The following is a 17564-nucleotide window of genomic DNA, read 5'->3' as shown; positions in this document are numbered from 1 at the left end:
AGCCTTGCGCTAAACTTGCGCGCATGACGCGACGACTTGCGGAAGTGGCGAAGAAGGTCGGGGTCAGCGAGGCCACGGTCAGCCGGGTGCTCAACAACAAACCCGGAGTCTCCGAGGCCACCCGGCGGGCGGTGCTCACCGCGCTCGACGTCCTCGGCTACGAGCGTCCCACCCAGCTGCGCGGTGAACGGGCCCGCCTGGTCGGCCTGGTCCTGCCCGAGCTGCAGAACCCCATCTTCCCGGCGTTCGCCGAGGTCATCGGTGGCGCGCTGGCGCAGCTCGGGCTGACCCCGGTGCTGTGCACCCAGACCAAGGGCGGCGTCTCCGAGGCCGACTACGTCGAACTGCTGCTCCAGCAGCAGGTGTCGGGCGTCGTCTTCGCCGGTGGTCTCTACGCGCAGGCCGAGGCGCCGCACGACCACTACCGGCTGCTCGCCGAGCGCAACATCCCCGTCGTGCTGGTCAACGCGGCCATCGACGACCTCGGCTTCCCCGGCGTCTCCTGCGACGACGCCGTCGCCGTCGAACAGGCGTGGCGCCACCTCGCCTCGCTCGGGCACGAGCGGATCGGCCTGGTCCTCGGACCCGGCGACCACGTGCCCTCCGCCCGCAAACTCGCCGCCGCCCGCGCGGTCGCCGGGGGCCTCCCCGACGCGTACGTGGCCCGCGCCATCTTCTCCATCGAGGGCGGCCACGCCGCCGCCGCCCGGCTGCTGGACCGGGGCGTCACCGGCATCGTCTGTGCCAGCGACCCCCTCGCCCTCGGCGCGGTGCGCGCCGCCCGCCGCCGGGGACTTGACGTGCCCGGCCGGATCTCCGTCGTCGGCTACGACGACTCGGCGCTGATGAACTGCACCGAACCCCCGCTGACCACCGTCCGCCAGCCCATCGAGGCGATGGGGCGCGCCGCCGTGGAACTCCTGAACGCGCAGATCGCGGGCACCTCCGTGCCCGCCGAAGAGCTGCTGTTCGAGCCGGAACTCGTGGTGCGCGGCTCCACCGCGCAAGCCCCGCGCGACTGAGGTCCAGAAGATCACAGCTACTGTCGAATAATTTCAATTCTCACGCGACATCTTGCGGACCCCTGGTGTCGGTGCTTGAGTGTGCCGCGCCCACCGCTCCTGCCCTGAGGGGTCCACCGATGACAAGCACCGGGTTCCGCCGCACCCTCGCCGCGATCGGCGTCTGTTCCTCCCTCGCACTCACCGCGTCCGCCTGCGGGTCGGGCGACGACGGCGCCTCCGGCGGGAAGACCCGCATCACCGTCAACTGCGAGCCGCCCAGGAGCGCCAAGGTCGATCGCGCGTTCTTCGAGGCCGACACCGCCGCGTTCGAGAAGGCCCACGCGGACATCGACGTCGTCGCCCACGACGCGTTCCCCTGCCAGGACCCCAAGACGTTCGACGCCAAACTCGCCGGTGGGCAGATGGAGGACGTGTTCTACACGTACTTCACCGACGCCCGGCACGTCGTGGACATCCACCAGGCCGCCGACCTCACGCCGTACCTCGGGGAACTCAAGAGCTACGGCACCCTCAGCAAGCAGCTCAGGGACATCTACACCGTGGACGGCAAGGTCTACGGCATCCCGCGCACCGGCTACAGCATGGGGCTCATCTACAACCGGGCCCTGTTCGAGAAGGCCGGACTCGACCCCGACCGGCCCCCGGCGACCTGGGACGAGGTCCGCGCCGCCGCCAGACGTATCGCCGCCCTCGGTGACGGCACCGTCGGGTACGCCGACTACAGCGCGCAGAACCAGGGCGGCTGGCACTTCACCGCCGAGCTGTACTCCCAGGGCGGTGACGTCGTGGACGCCTCCGGCAGGAAGGCCACCATCGACACCCCGCAGGGACACGCGGTCCTGCGGAACCTGCACGACATGCGCTGGACCGACGACTCGATGGGCAGCAAGCAGCTCCTCGTCATCAACGACGCGCAGCAGATGATGGGTTCGGGCAAGCTCGGCATGTACCTCTCCGCGCCGGACAACATCCCGATCCTCGTCAAGGAGAAGGGCGGCGACTACAAGGACCTCGCCCTCGCCCCCATGCCCGGCGGCCGGGGCACCCTCATCGGCGGCGACGGCTACATGTTCAACCGCCGGGCGACCCCCGCGCAGATCCGGGCGGGCCTGAAGTGGCTCGACCACATGTTCCTCAGCCCCGGCAAGGGATTCCTCGGCGACTACGCCCGCGCCAAACGGCACGACGCACCCGTCGGCCTGCCCGAGCCCCGCCTCTTCACCGGCGCTGCCGACGCCAGGGACCAGCAGGTCAAGAAGGCCAACGCCAACGTCCCGGTGGAGAACTACCAGGCGTTCCTGGACGGCAACCAGAAGCTGGAGATGAAGATCGAGCCGCCGGACGCCCAGCAGATCTACTCCGTCCTGGACGGCGTGGTGTCCGCCGTCCTCACCAAGAAGGACGCCGACATCGACCGGCTCCTGGAGGACGCCTCCGGCAAGATCGACAGCATCCTGGCCCGGAGCTGACCGCCATGACGAAGACGGCCGAGCGGCCCTCCGCCCAGCGGGCCGCCGTCCCGCCACGGACGCGCCCCGCGCCCCGCCCCGACGGCCGGTGGCGGCGCACTCTCACCGACCAACTCCACGCCTACGCATTCCTGTTGGGCGGCCTGCTCTGCTTCGCGCTGTTCTCCTGGTATCCGGCGGTCCGCGCCGTCGTCATCGCCTTCCAGAAGTACACCCCCGGCTCCCCGCCCCAGTGGGCCGGCACCGCCAACTTCACCCGCGTCCTGCACGACCCCGAGTTCACCGCCGCCTGGCGCAACACGCTCACCTTCACCGCGCTCGCCCTGCTCCTCGGCTTCGCCGTCCCCTTCCTGCTCGCCCTGGTCCTCAACGAACTCCGGCACGCCCGCGCCTTCTTCCGGGTCGCCGTCTACCTCCCGGTGATGATCCCGCCGGTGGTCAGCGCCCTGCTGTGGAAGTGGTTCTACGACCCCGGCGCCGGACTCGCCAACGAGGCGCTGCGCGCCGTCCACCTGCCCACCTCGAACTGGTCCAACGGCGCCGACACCGCCCTGATCTCCCTGGTGATCGTGGCCACGTGGGCCAACATGGGCGGCACCGTCCTCATCTACCTCGCCGCCCTCCAGTCCATCCCCGGCGAGCTGTACGAGGCCGCCGAACTGGACGGCGCCAACCTGCTCCAGCGCGTCCGGCACGTCACCGTCCCGCAGACCCGGTTCGTGATCCTGATGCTGATGCTCCTTCAGATCATCGCCACCATGCAGGTGTTCACCGAGCCGTTCGTCATCACCGGCGGCGGACCGGAGAACGCCACGGTCACCGTGCTCTACCTGATCTACAAATACGCCTTCCTCTACAACGACTTCGGCGGCGCCTGCGCGCTCAGCGTGATGCTGCTGGTGCTGCTCGGGGTCTTCTCCGCCGGATACCTCCGGCTGACCCGATCGGAGGGGGACGCGTGAGCACGCTCCGAGAGGGACGTACGGGGGCGGTTCGAGGGACGCGCGCGGGTACGGTCCGACAGGGGCGTACGAGGACGGTCCGAGCGGGACGCGGGAGCGCCGTGCGCACCCTGGTCTCCCCGGCCACCCTGGCCCGCCCGCGCGGCCGGATCGTCTACTGGACCGTCTTCACCGCCACCGTCCTGCTGTTCGCCCTCGCCTTCCTCTTCCCGGTCTACTGGATGGTGACCGGTGCGATGAAGTCGCCGGACGAGGTGGCGCGCACCCCGCCCACCCTGGTTCCGCACCACTGGCACACCGGCGGCTACACGGACGCCTGGGACCTGATGCGGCTCCCGGCCCACCTGTGGAACACCGTCGTGCAGGCGGCCGGTGCCTGGCTGTGCCAGATCGTGTTCTGCACGGCCGCCGCCTACGCCCTGTCCCGACTCCGGCCCGCCTTTGGGAAGTTCGTCCTCGGCGGCATCCTCGCCACGCTGATGGTCCCGGCCCAGGCACTGGTCGTGCCCAAGTACCTGACCGTGGCCGATCTCCCGCTGCTGCACACCAGTCTGCTCAACGACCCGCTCGCCATCTGGCTGCCCGCCGTCGCCAACGCCTTCAACCTGTATCTGCTCAAGCGGTTCTTCGACCAGCTGCCCAGGGATGTGCTGGAGGCCGCCGAGATCGACGGCGCGGGCCGGACGCGCGTCCTGTGGTCCGTCGTCCTGCCCATGTCGCGGCCGGTGCTCGGCGTGGTGTCGATCTTCGCGCTGGTGGCCGTGTGGCAGGACTTCCTGTGGCCGCTGATGGTGTTCTCCGACACCGACCGGCAGCCGATCAGCGTCGCCCTCGTCCAGCTGTCGCAGAACATCCCGCTCACCGTGCTCATCGCCGCGATGGTCATGGCGAGCGTCCCGATGGTGGCGCTGTTCCTCGTCTTCCAGCGGCACATCGTCGCCGGGATCAGCGCGGGCAGCACCAAGGGCTGACCGCCCGCGCCCCGCCCGCCCGGACCTCACCCCACAGAAGGGACCGCACCGTGGGACAGCCCACCCCTGCCCGCACCGCCACCCGCACCCGGGCCACCGACCGCGACTGGTGGCGCGACGCCGTCATCTACCAGGTGTACGTGCGCAGCTTCGCGGACGGCGACGGCGACGGCACCGGCGACCTCGCGGGCGTCCGCTCCCGGCTGCCGTATCTCGCCCAACTCGGCGTGGACGCACTGTGGTTCAACCCCTGGTACCCGTCACCGATGAAGGACGGCGGCTACGACGTCGCGGACTACCGGGGCATCGACCCCGCCTTCGGGACACTCGCGGAGGCGGAGAAACTCATCGCGGAGGCCCGTGAGCTGGGCATCCGCACCATCGTGGACATCGTGCCCAACCATGTCTCCGACCGGCACCCGTGGTTCCGCGCGGCCGTCGCCGCCGGACCAGGCAGCCCCGAGCGCGAGCTGTTCCACTTCCGGCCCGGACGCGGCGCGCACGGCGAACTCCCGCCCAACGACTGGCCGTCGCAGTTCGTCGGCTCCACCGAACCGGTGTGGACCCGGCTGCCGGACGGCGAGTGGTACCTGCACCTCTTCACCCCCGAACAGCCCGACCTCAACTGGGCGCACCCGGTGGTCCGGCAGGAGCACGAGGACATCCTGCGCTTCTGGTTCGAGCGGGGCGTGGCCGGTGTCCGTATCGACTCCGCCGCGCTGCTCGCCAAGGACCCCGCGCTGCCCGACCTCGCCGCCGGACCCGACCCGCACCCCTTCGTGGACCGCGACGAACTCCACGACGTCTACCGCGCCTGGCGACGGGTCGCCGACGCCTACGACGGGGTCTTCGTCGGCGAGGTCTGGCTGCCCGACCCCGAGCGCTTCGCCCGCTACCTGCGCCCCGACGAACTGCACACCGCCTTCAACTTCTCCTTCCTGTCGTGCCCCTGGGACGCCGGACGGCTGCGCGGCTCCATCGACAGCACCCTCGCGGAACACGCCCCGGTCGGCGCCCCCGCCACCTGGGTGCTGTGCAACCACGACGTGACCCGCACGGTCACCCGGTACGGCCGCGCCGACACCGGGTTCGACTTCGCCACGAAGGCGTTCGGCACCCCGGCCGATCTCGCGCTCGGCACCCGGCGGGCGCGGGCGGCGGCCCTGCTGTCCCTGGCGCTGCCCGGCGCGGTCTACCTGTACCAGGGGGAGGAACTGGGGCTGCCCGAGGCCGATGTCCCGGTCGATCGCCTACACGACCCGATGTACTTCCGGTCGGGCGGTGCCGACCCCGGCCGGGACGGCTGCCGGGTGCCGCTGCCGTGGACGGCCGACGCGCCCCACGCCGGGTTCGGCTCGGGGGAGGAGCCCTGGCTGCCGCAGCCGGTCGGTTGGGGGGCGTACGCGGTTGACCGGCAACAGCACGACGCGGACTCCCTGCTCACTCTCTACCGCCGCGCCATCGCCGCCCGCCCGGCCTTCGGCACCGGCCCGCTGACCTGGCTGCCCGCACCCGAGGGCGTACTCGCCTTCACCCGGGGGCGGGACGAGTCCCGCACGGACGCGATCTGCGTGCTCAACCTCGCCGCCACCCCCACCGAACTCCCCCCGCACACCGGCCTCCTGCTCACCAGCGGCCCCCTGGACGACACCGGCCGCCTGCCCCGCGACACGGCGGCCTGGCTCACCCCCTGAGGCGCCGCGCCGCCCCCGAGACCGTTCCACCCCGCACCCGCACCACTCCCACTGCTCCACCCCGCACCGACTCACCCCGTACCCCTCTCAGCACCCCCACCCGAAGGGATCGGCACATGCACAGCAGCAGCGCTCTCACCGCCAGATATGTCAGGCTCATGCCAGTAATCGGGACGGTCGTCACCCTGGCCGCCGGGATGCTCACGGCCGTCGTACCGGCCGCCCACGCGGCCACCGGCGCGACACTCCCGTTCACCTCCGTGGAGGCCGAGTCCGCGACCACCACCGGCACCAGGATCGGCCCCGACTACACGCAGGGCACCCTCGCGTCGGAGGCGTCCGGGCGGCAGGCCGTCCGGCTCGGCTCCGGGCAGCGCGTGGAGTTCACCGTGCCGCGCACCGCCAACGCCGTGAACATCGCCTACAGCGTGCCCGACGGACAGACCGGCTCCCTCGCCGTCTACGTCAACGGCACCCGGCTCACCCAGACGCTTCCCGTGACCTCCAAGTACTCGTACGTGGACACCAGTTGGATCGCGGGGGCCAAGACGCACCACCTCTTCGACAACACCCGTATGCTGTTCGGCCGGACCGTGCAGGCGGGGGACAAGGTCGCCTTCGAGTCCACGGGAACCCAAGTCACTGTGGACGTGGCCGACTTCGAGCAGGTCGCGGCGGCCGGGAGCCAGCCCGCCGGATCGGTGTCCGTCGTCTCCAAGGGCGCCGACCCCACGGGCAACGGCGACTCCACCCAGGCGTTCCGGGACGCGATCTCCGCGGCCCGGGGCGGCACGGTGTGGATACCGCCGGGCGACTACCGGATCACCCAGTCCCTGAACGGCGTGCAGAACGTGACCCTCGCGGGCGCGGGCGCCTGGTACTCCGTGGTGCGCACCTCCCGGTTCATCGACCAGTCGAGTTCCGCGGGCAACGTGCACATCAAGGACTTCGCCGTGATCGGCGAGGTCACCGAGCGGATCGACTCCAGCCCCGACAACTTCGTGAACGGCTCGCTCGGCCCCGACTCCACTGTCTCCGGCATGTGGTTGCAGCACCTCAAGGTGGGGCTCTGGCTGACCGGGAACAACGACAACCTCGTGGTGGAGAACAGCCGCGTCCTCGACACCACCGCCGACGGTCTCAACCTCAACGGCAACGCGCACGGCGTGCGGGTCCGCAACAACTTCCTCCGGAACCAGGGCGACGACTCCCTCGCCATGTGGTCGCTGAACGGCGCCGACTCCGGCTCCAGCTTCGACAACAACACCATCTCGCAGCCCAACCTGGCCAACGGCATCGCCATCTACGGCGGCACCGACATCGCCGTACGCGACAACCGGATCGCGGACACCAACGCCCTCGGCAGCGGTATCGCCATCTCCAACCAGAAGTTCCTCGACCCGTTCTCCCCGCTCGCCGGGACCATCACCGTGGACGGCAACACCCTGGTCCGCGCCGGGGCGATGAACCCCAACTGGAACCATCCGATGGGGGCGTTGCGCGTCGATTCCTACGACAGCGCGATCAACGCGACCGTCAACATCACCAACACCACGATCACCGACAGCCCGTACAGCGCCTTCGAGTTCGTGTCCGGCGGCGGCACCGGCCACCCGGTGCGCAACGTCAACGTCACCGGGGCGACCGTCCGCAACACCGGAACCGTGGTCGTGCAGGCGGAGGCGCAGGGCGCGGCCACCTTCACGAACGTCACCGCCACCCAGGTCGGCTCCGCCGGGATCTACAACTGCCCCTATCCGGCGAACTCCGGGACGTTCGCGCTCACCGACGGCGGCGGCAACTCCGGCTGGAACAGCACCTGGGCGGACTGCTCCACCTGGCCCCAGCCCGGCCAGGGCAACCCCGCCCCCGACCCGAACCGCAACCTGGCCAAGGGCCGCCCGGCCACCGCGACCGGCTCCCAGGACGTCTACACCCCCGGCAGGGCGGTGGACGGGGACACGGGCACCTACTGGGAATCGGCCAACAACGCCTTCCCGCAGTCCCTCACCGTGGACCTCGGCGCCACCACCCCGGTACGCCGCCTGGTGCTGAAGCTCCCGCCGTCCTCGGCGTGGGGCGCCCGCACCCAGACGGTCACCGTCCTGGGCAGCACCGACGGCACCGGGTACTCCACGGTGGTCGGCGCCACCGGCTACCGCTTCGACCCGGCCACCGGCAACACGGCCACCGTGAACCTGCCCGCCTCCACCAGCCTGCGGTACCTGCGGCTCACCGTCAGCGGCAACACCGGCTGGCCGGCGGGGCAGTTCAGCGAGGTGGAGGCGTACCTGAGCACGTCGTGACGCCGTACGGCCGACGCGCCCGCCCGCCGTCCGGGACCGGCCCGACCGGTTCCGGACGGCGGGTCCGGGTCAGCAGGTGGGCACGTCCGTCAGCCAGGCCGGGCCCTTCAGATAGATGTTGGTGATCCAGGAGCCGTCCGTCAGCTTCGACCAGGCGTCGTTGGTGTACCCCTCGGCGGTGACCTCCTGGGCGTGTCGCTGGCAGACCACGTTGACCGTGGTGGGCTGGGCGAAGTAGTCCACCACGGCCGCGTTCACGTTCGGCTCGCCGTGCGTGCGCACCCCCGTGCCCCACGTCTGGTGCGCCGTGCTGCCCCCGCCGGGCGGCGGCGGGTTGCTGCCCCCGCAGTCCGGGACGCCGGGCAGCGACGCCGGGCCCTTGATGTAGATGTTGGTCAGCCAGGAGCCGTCCGCGAGCCGCGACCAGATGTCGTTGGTGTACCCCTCGGCGGTCACCCTCTCGGCGTGCTTCTGGCACTGCACCGACACCTGCGTCGGCCCCGCGAAGGTGTCCACCACCGAGGACCCGGTGCTCGGCGAGGAGTGCGTGCGCACGCCCGTACCCCAGGTCTCGAAGACCGTGCCGCCGTCGGCGGGCGGGGGAGTCGGGGTGCCGGTGCCGTTGATCCGGACCGCGCCCGCGTAGTCGCCGCCGGTGCGCACCGGGGTCACCCGGATGTGCGTGCCCGACTCGTACGCCTCCACCATCTGGCCACCGCCCAGGTACATGGCGACATGGTGGATGTGCCCGCTGCCCCAGAACATCAGGTCACCGGGGAGCAGCGGCGCGGTGCCCTGCCCGGCCGAGAAGCGGGCGGACGCCTTGGAGGTGTGGAACTGGTCGTCGGCGGTGCCGTTCAGCAGGTCCTTGCCGGTCGCCCGGTAGTAGGCGTACCGCATCAGGCCCGAGCAGTCGAAGCCCTTGCGCTCGTTGTCGTGGGCGCTGTCCGGGTCCTGGCCGTCGTAGTAGCCGTAGGTGGCGCCCGGCGTGGCGCCGTGCCCGCCGCCCCACGAGTACCAGACGCCGATCTGCGAGCAGGCCGCGTCCACGGCGGCCTGCGCGGTGGCGGAGGCGCCGGACGCGAGGACCCCGCAGGCCGCGTCGGCGGCCGACGCGGACGTACGGACGGCGGGCGTGGCGGCCCGCGCGGTGGCCGCGTGCGCGGTGGCGGGCAGCAGCGCCACACCCGCCGTGGCGGTCGCGGCGGCGAGCACGCGCCCGATGAACAGGCGGGTGGAGCGGGTCGGCCGGGCGGGCCGGACGGATCGGGTGGTCACGAAGCACATCCTTCACTGACGTTCCGTCACCCGGTCGTGCGGGTGACGACGGTGGGGGGTCGGTGCCGGTCCCGCAGGACCGTACCGCCGCCGCGCCCACCCCCGCGGGACACGACGGCGGAGTCCATGTCCCTAACGGCCCAGCGCGGCCCGCATCTTGGCCAGCGCGCGCATCCGGTTGCGCTGCACCGTGCCCCGGTGCGCGCCGAGGCGTTCGCCCGCCGTGTCGTGGCTGAGCCCCTCCAGATCGACGAGGATCACGGCGGCGGCCTCCTTCGGCGAGAGCACGCTCAGCAGCGCCAACGCGGTCGTCCGCGCCTCCCAGTTGGCGAGTCCGCCGTCCCAACCGGCCTCCGGGACACGGTCGGTGACGCGCTCCCGGCGGGAGGGATGCGCCCACGAGTCGCGCAGCAGGTTCAGCGCGACGGCGCAGGTGTAGGCGTACGGGTGCCGCCGGTGCCCCAGACCGGGCCCGCGTGCCCGCCGGGACAGCCGCAGATACGTCTCCTGGAGCAGGTCGTCCGCGTCGTGCGGATTGCCGGTGAGCGCGAGCAGCCGCCTGCGCAGCCGGGGCATGTCGGCGGTGAAGCAGGCGTCGAACTCCTCCGGATTCCACGGAGTTTCGGGGTGTGCGGGCTCGGGATGCGGGTGGTCGCGGTGCGGGTGTTCGGGGCGTACGTGGTCGGGGCGGGGCGCGGGTGCGCAGGTACCGCCGGTGGTGGTCATGGTCGTCCCCCGTTCGTTCTTCGTGCCGCGGTGAGGGCCCGGACCGCTGGTCGGGCGGTCCGGACGGGTGGAGCGGGTCGAGCCGGTCAATGGGCGGGTGCGGGTGGTGCGACGGGGCCGTAGCGGGTGGCGGGCGCGCCGGTGAGGAGGGCCCAGTACCGGTCTCCGTACGACCAGTGCCACCACTCGGTGGGGTAGTTGACGAAGCCGACGGCGGTCAGCGCCCGCTCCATAAGCCGCCGGTGCGCCCGGGCCTCGGCCGGGATGCCGGGCGCCGCGGTGCGGCAGGCGCCGTCGCTCTCCTCCGGGGTCGCGTTGACCTCGGTGCCGAGCGGCAGTTCGGTGCCGTCCGCGCGGCACAGGGTGAGGTCCACCGCGCCGCCTCCGACGTGCGGGGCGACCTCGGGCGGGGAGATGTAGGCGCTGGCCAGCTCCCGGATGCGGTCCGGCGGCGCGTCGGGGTGTGCGGTGCGCAGGGTGGCCGCGTAGCTCTCGTAGTGGGCGCGTTGCAGGCCGGGCGGGCGGTAGCCCTCCACGACGAGGAACCGGATGCCGTCCGGCAGCAGCCGCTGGGCGTCCAGCAGCCGGGCGAGCGCGCCGGAACGCAGGTGGGCGTAGGCGCCGGTGGCGTCGGCCTTCCGCGCGTCGAGCCGCAGCCCGGCCGTCGCGCGCAGGTCCACCAGGGGTTCGCCGCAGTCGCGTTCGGCGACGCGGGCGACCCGAGGATCGGAGAGCGGGATGATGTCCGTCACACCGCACAGCGTGCCGGACGGCTCTGCAAAGCCTCTGCAGTTTCGCTGCAAGGGAGTTGAACTGCGCGGATGCGGCGGAATCGGTGGCCCGGTCAGTCCGGGGCGCGGCGGTCCCGGTCCTCCCTCGGCTCCGGTGGGTTTCCGTGCTCGGTGTGCTCGGTGTGCTCGGTGTGCTCGGTGTGCTCGGTGTGCTCGGTGTGCTCGGTGTGCTCGGTGTGGTCGGCGTGCTCGCGGGCCTCGCGGCAGCCGAGCGCGCCGAACACCTCCAGGGCCTCCGCGCGCAGGGCCCGCGCCGACTCCGTGTCCCCGTCGGCCGCGTGGACCGCCGCGAGGTTCCGGAGGGTCCTGGCCCGCCACACCGGGAGCCGCAACGCCGACCAGAGGGCGAGGGACCGCTCCAGCGGGTCGCGGGCGGCGACGGGATCACCGGACGCGAGCCGCGCCTCGCCCAGGGTGCGCAGGCCCAGCGCCTCCCCGAACCGGTCCTGCCGCTCGCGCGCCACCGTCAGACACCGGCCGAGCCGTTCGACCGCCCGGTCCGCCCGCCCGGTGCGCAACTCAACCTTGGCCAGGGACTGTTCGGTGTACATGGTGCCGAGGCTGTCGCGCGGCTCGCGGAACAGCTCCAGCGCCCGGAGCAGCCCCCGCTCGGCCGCCTCGTACCGGTTCTCCGCCCGGTCGCACAGCGCGAGGGACCGTACCGTCAGACCCTCGCCGTGCCGGTCACCGGCCCGCTGGTACAGCTCCAGCGCCTCCGACAGAGCCGTACGGGCCTCGGCGCCCCGACCCTGCTCGCGGTGCACGTAGCCGATGCCGCTCAGCACCCCGGCCCGCGCGACGGGGTCACCGGAGCGGCCGTACCGGTCGAGCGCGGCCCGCAGCAGCGTCAACGCCTCTTCGTGGCGGCCCTGTTCACGACGGACGGTGCCCATCCCGGCCAGCGCCGCCGCTTCTCCGTGCGGTACCTGCCCGAGCGTCTCGAACCGGTCCAGGGCGTGCGCGAAGTCTGTGTACGAGGCGTCGAAATCGTCCTGCTCGTAGCGGAGTTGGCCGTAACCGGTGAGCAGCCAGCCCTCGCCCTCGCGGTCGCCGCCGCGCCGGACCGCCGCGAGGGCGGCCGTGTGCGAGCGGGACCAGGCGTCGAACTCGTTGTAGAGCGCCGCCGAGCTGGCTGTCAGCGCACCCGCGAGATCCCGTGCGGCACGCGGGAGTCGGTGGTCGGCGCAGTGCACGGCCGCCGCGAGCAGACCGGCCTGTTCGGCGGCGAACCAGGCGGCGGGCCGCGCCAGCAGCGACCCCTCGGTCTCCGGATCGAGCGGCCGTACAACCTCGGGCTCGGGGAAGTGCCGGGTCGAACCGCCGGGCCCGCGCGCGGCTGCCTTGCGGGCCAGGTCCAGCCAGCACGCCACCAGCCGCAGCACGGCCGCCGCCCGCTCCCCGGGGCTCTCCTCGGTGAGGCACCGCTCGCGGGCGTGCTCGCGGGCCAGGTCGTGGATGCGGTACCGGGCGCGGCCCGTGCCGTCCACGCCGAGCACGTCGATGAAGTGGCGGTCCACCAGCCGCTCGACCGCCTCCTCGGCCTCCTCCGTGCCGATGCCGAGCAGCGGCGCCGCTATCCAGGCCGCGAAGTCGGGCAGGTCCAGCAGGGCCAGTCGGCGCAGCGCCCGGCGCTCCTGCGGGTCCAGATCGGCGTACCCGAGTTCCAGACTGGTCCGCAACTCCAGGTCGCCCGCGCTGAGTTCGCTGAGCCTGCGCCGCTCGTCCCGCAGCCGTCCGGCCAGCCGCCCCGGCGCCCAGTGCGGGCGGGCGGCCAGCCGGGCCCCCGCGATACGCACCGCGAGCGGCAGCCGACCGCACAGCGCGACGATCTCGGCGGCCCGTTCCGGTTCGGCACCGGTGCGCTCGGCCCCGGCCACCCGCCGCAGCAGTTCCAGCGCCTCGCCCTCGTCGGGCACGGTCAGGTCCAGATGCGCGGCGCCCTCCAGCGCGACCAGCCGACGCCGGCTGGTGACCAGCACCGCGCAGCCGGCGCCGGGCGGCAGCAGCGGCCGTACGTGCGCCTCACCGGCCGCGTTGTCCAGGATCAGCAGGATGCGCCGGTGCCCGACGTGGGTGCGGTACAGCCCGGTCAGCTCGTCCAGGGAACCGGGCAGCGTCTCCGGTTCGGCGCCCATCGCGCGCAGCAGCCGGGCGAGCGCGTCGGCGGGCTGGAGGGGCGTGGTGTCGGCGGCCCTGAGGTCTATGAACAGCCGCCCGTCCGGGAAGAGTTCGGCGGTGCGATGCCCCACATGCACGGCCAGCGCGGTCTTCCCCGATCCCGAGCGCCCCGAGATCACCCCGATCGGCGGTGCCGTACGCCCCCCGGCCGTCACCCGCTCCAGCAGCCCCGCCGCCCAGTCGATCTGCTCCTCGCGGCCCACGAAGTCCGCGATGTCCGGCGGGAGATGGGAGGGAGCGGGTGCGGTGCGCCGCTGCGGCATCGCGGCGACGGGGGAGGAGGCGGGGGCGTTCCGGCCGGGCGCCATGTGCGGCGGGGCGTCGGCGGCGAGGCGGGGATGGGGCGGGGCGGAGCCGGAGGCGTGGCGGGCGGCGTGGCCGGGCGGGTGACCAGAGGGGTGAGTCGCGGTCGGCGGGCGGTCCGGCACACCGTCTGCGGCGGCTGCTCCGCCCGCGGTGCCTGTGCTGTCCATATGGCCGGGGCCCATGTGGCTCGCGCCCATGCTGCCTGGACGGTCCATGTGGCGCGCGTCCATGTGGCCTGCGTCCATGTCGCCCGGCCCCATGTCGCCCGGCCCCATGTGGGCCGGACCGCCCGAGCCGCCCGAACCGCTCGAGCGGTCATGTACGTGCGCCTGCTCCGACACCCCTGGTGCCTTCGGCGGCCCGCTCGGCCCGCTCGACTCGTGCGGCCCGCCCGGCCACTCCGGCCAGACGGGCCACGCGGACCGGGCGTGCTGGTCCCCCGTCGTGTCGCCGGTTCCGGTTCCGGTTCCGGTCCCTGCCCCGGTCCGTACGGCCCGCGTCGCGCCGGACGCCGTACCGGGCGCCGTACGCCCGCGCGCGGCCGGTGCTCCGAGCACGTCGGTGTCGTCGGCCAGTACCGCGCGGTGCACGGCGCGCAGGTGCGGGCCCGGTTCGATGCCGAGTTCGTCGCGCAGGACCGTACGGCCCTCCCGGTAGGTACGTAGGGCGTCGGAGACGCGGCCGGTGCGGAAGAGGGCGGTCATCAGCTGGCCGCGCGGACGTTCGCGCAGTGGATGCGCGGCGACGTGGGCGAGCAGCGGGGCGATGGTCTCGTCCTCGCGGCCGAGGTCGAGCCGAAGGCCGAACGACTCCTCGCGCGCCACCAGCCGCAGTTCCGCGAGGCGGGCCGACTCGATCCGCGCGAAGGTCTGGCCCAGGCCCTCCAGCGCCTCCTGTCCGCGCCACAGGCCCAGCGCCGCGTCGAGGGTCACCACCGCCTCGGCCGTCCGGCCCTCGGCGGCGGCCTCGCGGGCGGTGGCGAGCAGGTTCTCGAAGCGCCGGGCGTCCACCCGGTCCGGGTCGAGTACGGCGACGTAGCCGGGCGGTCGGGTGACCACGAGGTCGGCGGCGCCGATCCGGGACAGGGCCCGGCGCACCGCCGACACATGGGTGGCGACCAGCGCGCCCGCCGTGGCCGGGGCGTGTTCGTCCCACACACAGTCCACCAGGCGGTCGGTGGACAGGACCTCTCCGAGGCGCACCACCAGGGCGCCCAGTACGGCCAGCGGTCTGACCCCGCCGAGCGGTGCCCGCCGCTCCCCGTCCCACACCTCGACCGGCCCGAGCAGACGTACCTCGAACATGGCTGGCACCCCGATCGCCGTACCCCGTCCGCCCCCGTGCGGACCGGGACAACGATATCCGCGAACGTCCCGGAGACACGCGGAGCACGGCGCCGCGCCGTCCTGATCCGGCCGTACCCCGGCGCGGCCTCCCGTACGACGACACCGGTCATCCGGAACCCGAGCCGCCGCCCGGATACCGTCCCCGCACCGGCCGCCCCCGGTACGGCAGTTGGCCGGAATCCGCTGATGCTCCCGCGGTCGGCCCCGGCGGCACCGGCCCGGCCGCGCCCTGTGCCACCCGGGGTGGAGCGGGGCGGGGCTTCCTCCGCCGTACTCGTGACTTTCATGTAGGCGCCACCGGACCCTTCCGTCCCGTTCGGTGCCGTTGGAACACTCGCTGCGCGCCGGTGCCGGACGGGTCGGTGTCGCGGATGTTCGGACGACGAGAGGACCCCCACGCCATGACCGATGTGAACCGGCGGCGATTCCTGCAGCTCGCGGGCGCCACCACGGCGTTCAGTGCGCTGTCGAACAGTATCGAGCGTGCGGCGGCGGTGCCCGCGCATCGTCGGACGGGTACGGTGCGGGACGTCGAGCACGTCGTCGTCCTGATGCAGGAGAACCGTTCGTTCGACCACTACTTCGGGTCGCTGCGCGGGGTGCGCGGCTTCGGGGACCCGCGTTCGGTGTCGCAGAACGGCCGCTCGGTGTGGAAGCAGTCCGACGGCACCAAGGACGTGCTGCCGTTCCACCCGGACGCCGACGACCTCGGCATGGCGTTCATCCAGGACCTGCCGCACGGCTGGAACGACGGCCACGCCGCGTTCAACGGGGGCAGGTACGACGGGTGGGTGCCCGCCAAGTCCCCGACGACGATGGCGTATCTGACCCGTGCCGACATCCCGTTCCACTACGCGCTCGCGGACGCCTTCACCATCTGCGACGCCTACCACTGCTCGTTCATCGGCTCCACCGACCCCAACCGCTACTACATGTGGACGGGACACACCGGCAACGACGGCAAGGGCGGCGGCCCGGTCCTCGGCAACGACGAGAAGGGGTACGGCTGGACGACGTACCCGGAACGTCTCGAAGCGGCCGGGGTCTCCTGGAAGATCTACCAGGACGTCGGCAACGGCCTTGACGCGAATGGTGGTTGGGGCTGGATCGACGATGCCTACCGGGGCAACTACGGCGACAACTCGCTGCTGTACTTCAACCAGTACCGCGAGGCCCGGCCCGGTGACCCGCTGTACGACAAGGCCCGCACCGGCACCGACGCCCGCAAGGGCGAAGGGTACTTCGACCGGCTGAAGGCCGACGTGAAGGCGGGCAGGCTGCCCCAGGTGTCCTGGATCGCGGCGCCCGAGGCGTTCACCGAGCACCCCAACTGGCCCGCCAACTACGGTGCCTGGTACATCTCCCAGGTGCTGGACGCGCTCACCTCCGATCCCGAGGTGTGGGCGAAGACGGCGCTGTTCATCACGTACGACGAGAACGACGGCTTCTTCGACCACGTGATCCCGCCGTTCCCGCCCGCCTCCGCCGCGCAGGGCCTGTCCACCGTTGATCCGGCGCTGGACCTGTTCAAGGGGAGCGCGGCCAACCCGACGGGGCCGTACGGGCTGGGACAGCGGGTGCCGATGCTGGTCGTCTCGCCCTGGAGCAAGGGCGGTTACGTCTGCTCCGAGACCTTCGACCACACCTCGATCATCCGGTTCATCGAGGGCCGCTTCGGGGTGCGGGAGCCCAACATCTCGCCGTGGCGCCGGGCGGTGTGCGGCGATCTGACCTCCGCGTTCGACTTCTCCCGCCCGGACACCCGTCCGGTGTCGCTGCCGTCCACGGGCGGCTACGCCCCGCCGGACCGCGACCGGCACCCCGACTACGTGCCGACCCCGCCCGCGCACCCGGCGCTGCCGAAGCAGGAGCGCGGCAGCCGTCCCACCCGGCCGCTCAAGTACGCGCCGGTGGTGGATGGTTCGGCGGACACGGCCGCCGGGAGGTTCACCCTGACCTTCGCCTCCGGCGCACAGGCGGGCGCCGCCTTCCTGGTCACCTCGGGCAACCGCGCGGACGGTCCCTGGCCGTACACCACGGAGGCGGGCAAGAAGCTCACCGACACCTGGAACTCCGCTTATTCGGGAGGGAGTTACGACCTGACCGTGCACGGTCCCAACGGGTTCGCGCGCAGCTTCAAGGGCGTCAACAAGACCGCCGGACCCGAGGTCACCGCCCGCCCCGTCGGCGACGACCTCGAACTCACCTTCACCACCGGGGGGTCGGCCACCGTCCGGCTGAAGGTGACGGACGGCTACGGCGGCGCTCCGGCCACCGTGACCGTCAGGCCCGGCGCGACCGTGCGGCACACCGTGCGGCTCGCGTCCGGCTCCCGCTGGTACGACCTGACCGTCACCTCGGAGACCGACGCCGCGTTCCGGCGCGGCTTCGCCGGGCACATCGAGAACGGGCGCCCCGGCGTCAGCGACCCGGCTCTCGTGACGGTCTGAGCCGTCCCCGTACGGGGCGGCGCGCACTGCCCCGTACGGGACCCGCCGGACCGTCGAGCCCG

General features: G+C 72.6%; 11 protein-coding genes. 7 read left to right on the top strand and 4 right to left on the bottom strand.

Going from position 1 to position 17564, the window contains the following annotated elements:
- The first annotated feature begins 23 nt into the window (after window positions 1-23).
- The 6 genes from KUM39_RS13430 (at window position 24) to KUM39_RS13405 (ending at window position 8427) form a co-directional block, all read left to right on the top strand.
- Window positions 24-1022, top strand: a complete 999-nt coding sequence (locus tag KUM39_RS13430) for a LacI family DNA-binding transcriptional regulator (protein WP_217785817.1) — start codon at window positions 24-26, stop codon at window positions 1020-1022.
- A gap of 119 nt (window positions 1023-1141) precedes the next feature.
- Window positions 1142-2494, top strand: a complete 1353-nt coding sequence (locus KUM39_RS13425) for an ABC transporter substrate-binding protein (protein ID WP_217785816.1) — start codon at window positions 1142-1144, stop codon at window positions 2492-2494.
- A gap of 5 nt (window positions 2495-2499) precedes the next feature.
- Window positions 2500-3456, top strand: coding sequence for a carbohydrate ABC transporter permease (locus tag KUM39_RS13420; RefSeq protein ID WP_217785815.1), 957 nt, complete (start codon window positions 2500-2502; stop codon window positions 3454-3456).
- 101 nt (window positions 3457-3557) lie between these two features.
- Window positions 3558-4427, top strand: a complete 870-nt coding sequence (locus KUM39_RS13415; protein WP_217785814.1) for a carbohydrate ABC transporter permease — start codon at window positions 3558-3560, stop codon at window positions 4425-4427.
- A gap of 50 nt (window positions 4428-4477) precedes the next feature.
- The gene (locus KUM39_RS13410; RefSeq protein WP_217785813.1) at window positions 4478-6121 is read left to right on the top strand and encodes a glycoside hydrolase family 13 protein; all 1644 of its coding nucleotides are present in this window, start codon (window positions 4478-4480) and stop codon (window positions 6119-6121) included.
- 158 nt (window positions 6122-6279) lie between these two features.
- On the top strand, window positions 6280-8427 hold the full coding sequence (locus KUM39_RS13405; RefSeq protein ID WP_372455751.1) for a discoidin domain-containing protein: 2148 nt from the start codon (window positions 6280-6282) through the stop codon (window positions 8425-8427).
- Window positions 8428-8496: 69 nt separating this feature from the next.
- Here KUM39_RS13405 and KUM39_RS13400 read toward each other — a convergent pair whose 3' ends face one another.
- The 4 genes from KUM39_RS13400 to KUM39_RS13385 form a co-directional block, all read right to left on the bottom strand.
- Entirely contained in the window at window positions 8497-9642 is a 1146-nt protein-coding gene (locus KUM39_RS13400) for a C40 family peptidase (RefSeq protein ID WP_372455752.1), read from the bottom strand.
- 195 nt (window positions 9643-9837) lie between these two features.
- Window positions 9838-10431: an RNA polymerase sigma factor gene (locus tag KUM39_RS13395; RefSeq protein ID WP_217785810.1), complete on the bottom strand. Its 594-nt coding sequence runs from the start codon at window positions 10429-10431 to the stop codon at window positions 9838-9840.
- Between the two features lie 86 nt (window positions 10432-10517).
- The gene (locus tag KUM39_RS13390) at window positions 10518-11183 is read right to left on the bottom strand and encodes a M15 family metallopeptidase (protein ID WP_217785809.1); all 666 of its coding nucleotides are present in this window, start codon (window positions 11181-11183) and stop codon (window positions 10518-10520) included.
- A gap of 92 nt (window positions 11184-11275) precedes the next feature.
- A complete protein-coding gene (locus KUM39_RS13385) occupies window positions 11276-15010 on the bottom strand; it encodes a BTAD domain-containing putative transcriptional regulator (protein WP_246620062.1) in 3735 nt (1244 codons plus the stop codon).
- A 443-nt stretch (window positions 15011-15453) separates the two neighbouring features.
- On the opposite strand from KUM39_RS13385, the gene KUM39_RS13375 reads away from it, so the two are divergent.
- The gene (locus tag KUM39_RS13375) at window positions 15454-17502 is read left to right on the top strand and encodes a phosphocholine-specific phospholipase C (RefSeq protein WP_217785808.1); all 2049 of its coding nucleotides are present in this window, start codon (window positions 15454-15456) and stop codon (window positions 17500-17502) included.
- Window positions 17503-17564 lie beyond the last annotated feature (62 nt).

This window comes from Streptomyces corallincola (genome assembly GCF_019104725.1).
GTDB classification, from domain to species: Bacteria; Actinomycetota; Actinomycetes; order Streptomycetales; family Streptomycetaceae; genus Streptomyces; species Streptomyces corallincola.
The sequence above is the reverse complement of the archived record's forward strand: the minus strand, read 5'-3'. Positions and strand labels throughout refer to the sequence as shown.

Excerpts from the sequence above, each read along its gene's own strand:
- KUM39_RS13395 (WP_217785810.1), bottom strand. The coding sequence starts at position 10,431 with ATGACCACCACCGGCGGTACCTGCGCACCCGCGCCCCGCCCCGACCAC.
- KUM39_RS13375 (WP_217785808.1), top strand. The coding sequence starts at position 15,454 with ATGACCGATGTGAACCGGCGGCGATTCCTGCAGCTCGCGGGCGCCACC.
- KUM39_RS13385 (WP_246620062.1), bottom strand. The coding sequence starts at position 15,010 with ATGTTCGAGGTACGTCTGCTCGGGCCGGTCGAGGTGTGGGACGGGGAG.
- KUM39_RS13405 (WP_372455751.1), top strand. The coding sequence starts at position 6,280 with ATGCCAGTAATCGGGACGGTCGTCACCCTGGCCGCCGGGATGCTCACG.
- KUM39_RS13430 (WP_217785817.1), top strand. The coding sequence starts at position 24 with ATGACGCGACGACTTGCGGAAGTGGCGAAGAAGGTCGGGGTCAGCGAG.
- KUM39_RS13425 (WP_217785816.1), top strand. The coding sequence starts at position 1,142 with ATGACAAGCACCGGGTTCCGCCGCACCCTCGCCGCGATCGGCGTCTGT.
- KUM39_RS13420 (WP_217785815.1), top strand. The coding sequence starts at position 2,500 with ATGACGAAGACGGCCGAGCGGCCCTCCGCCCAGCGGGCCGCCGTCCCG.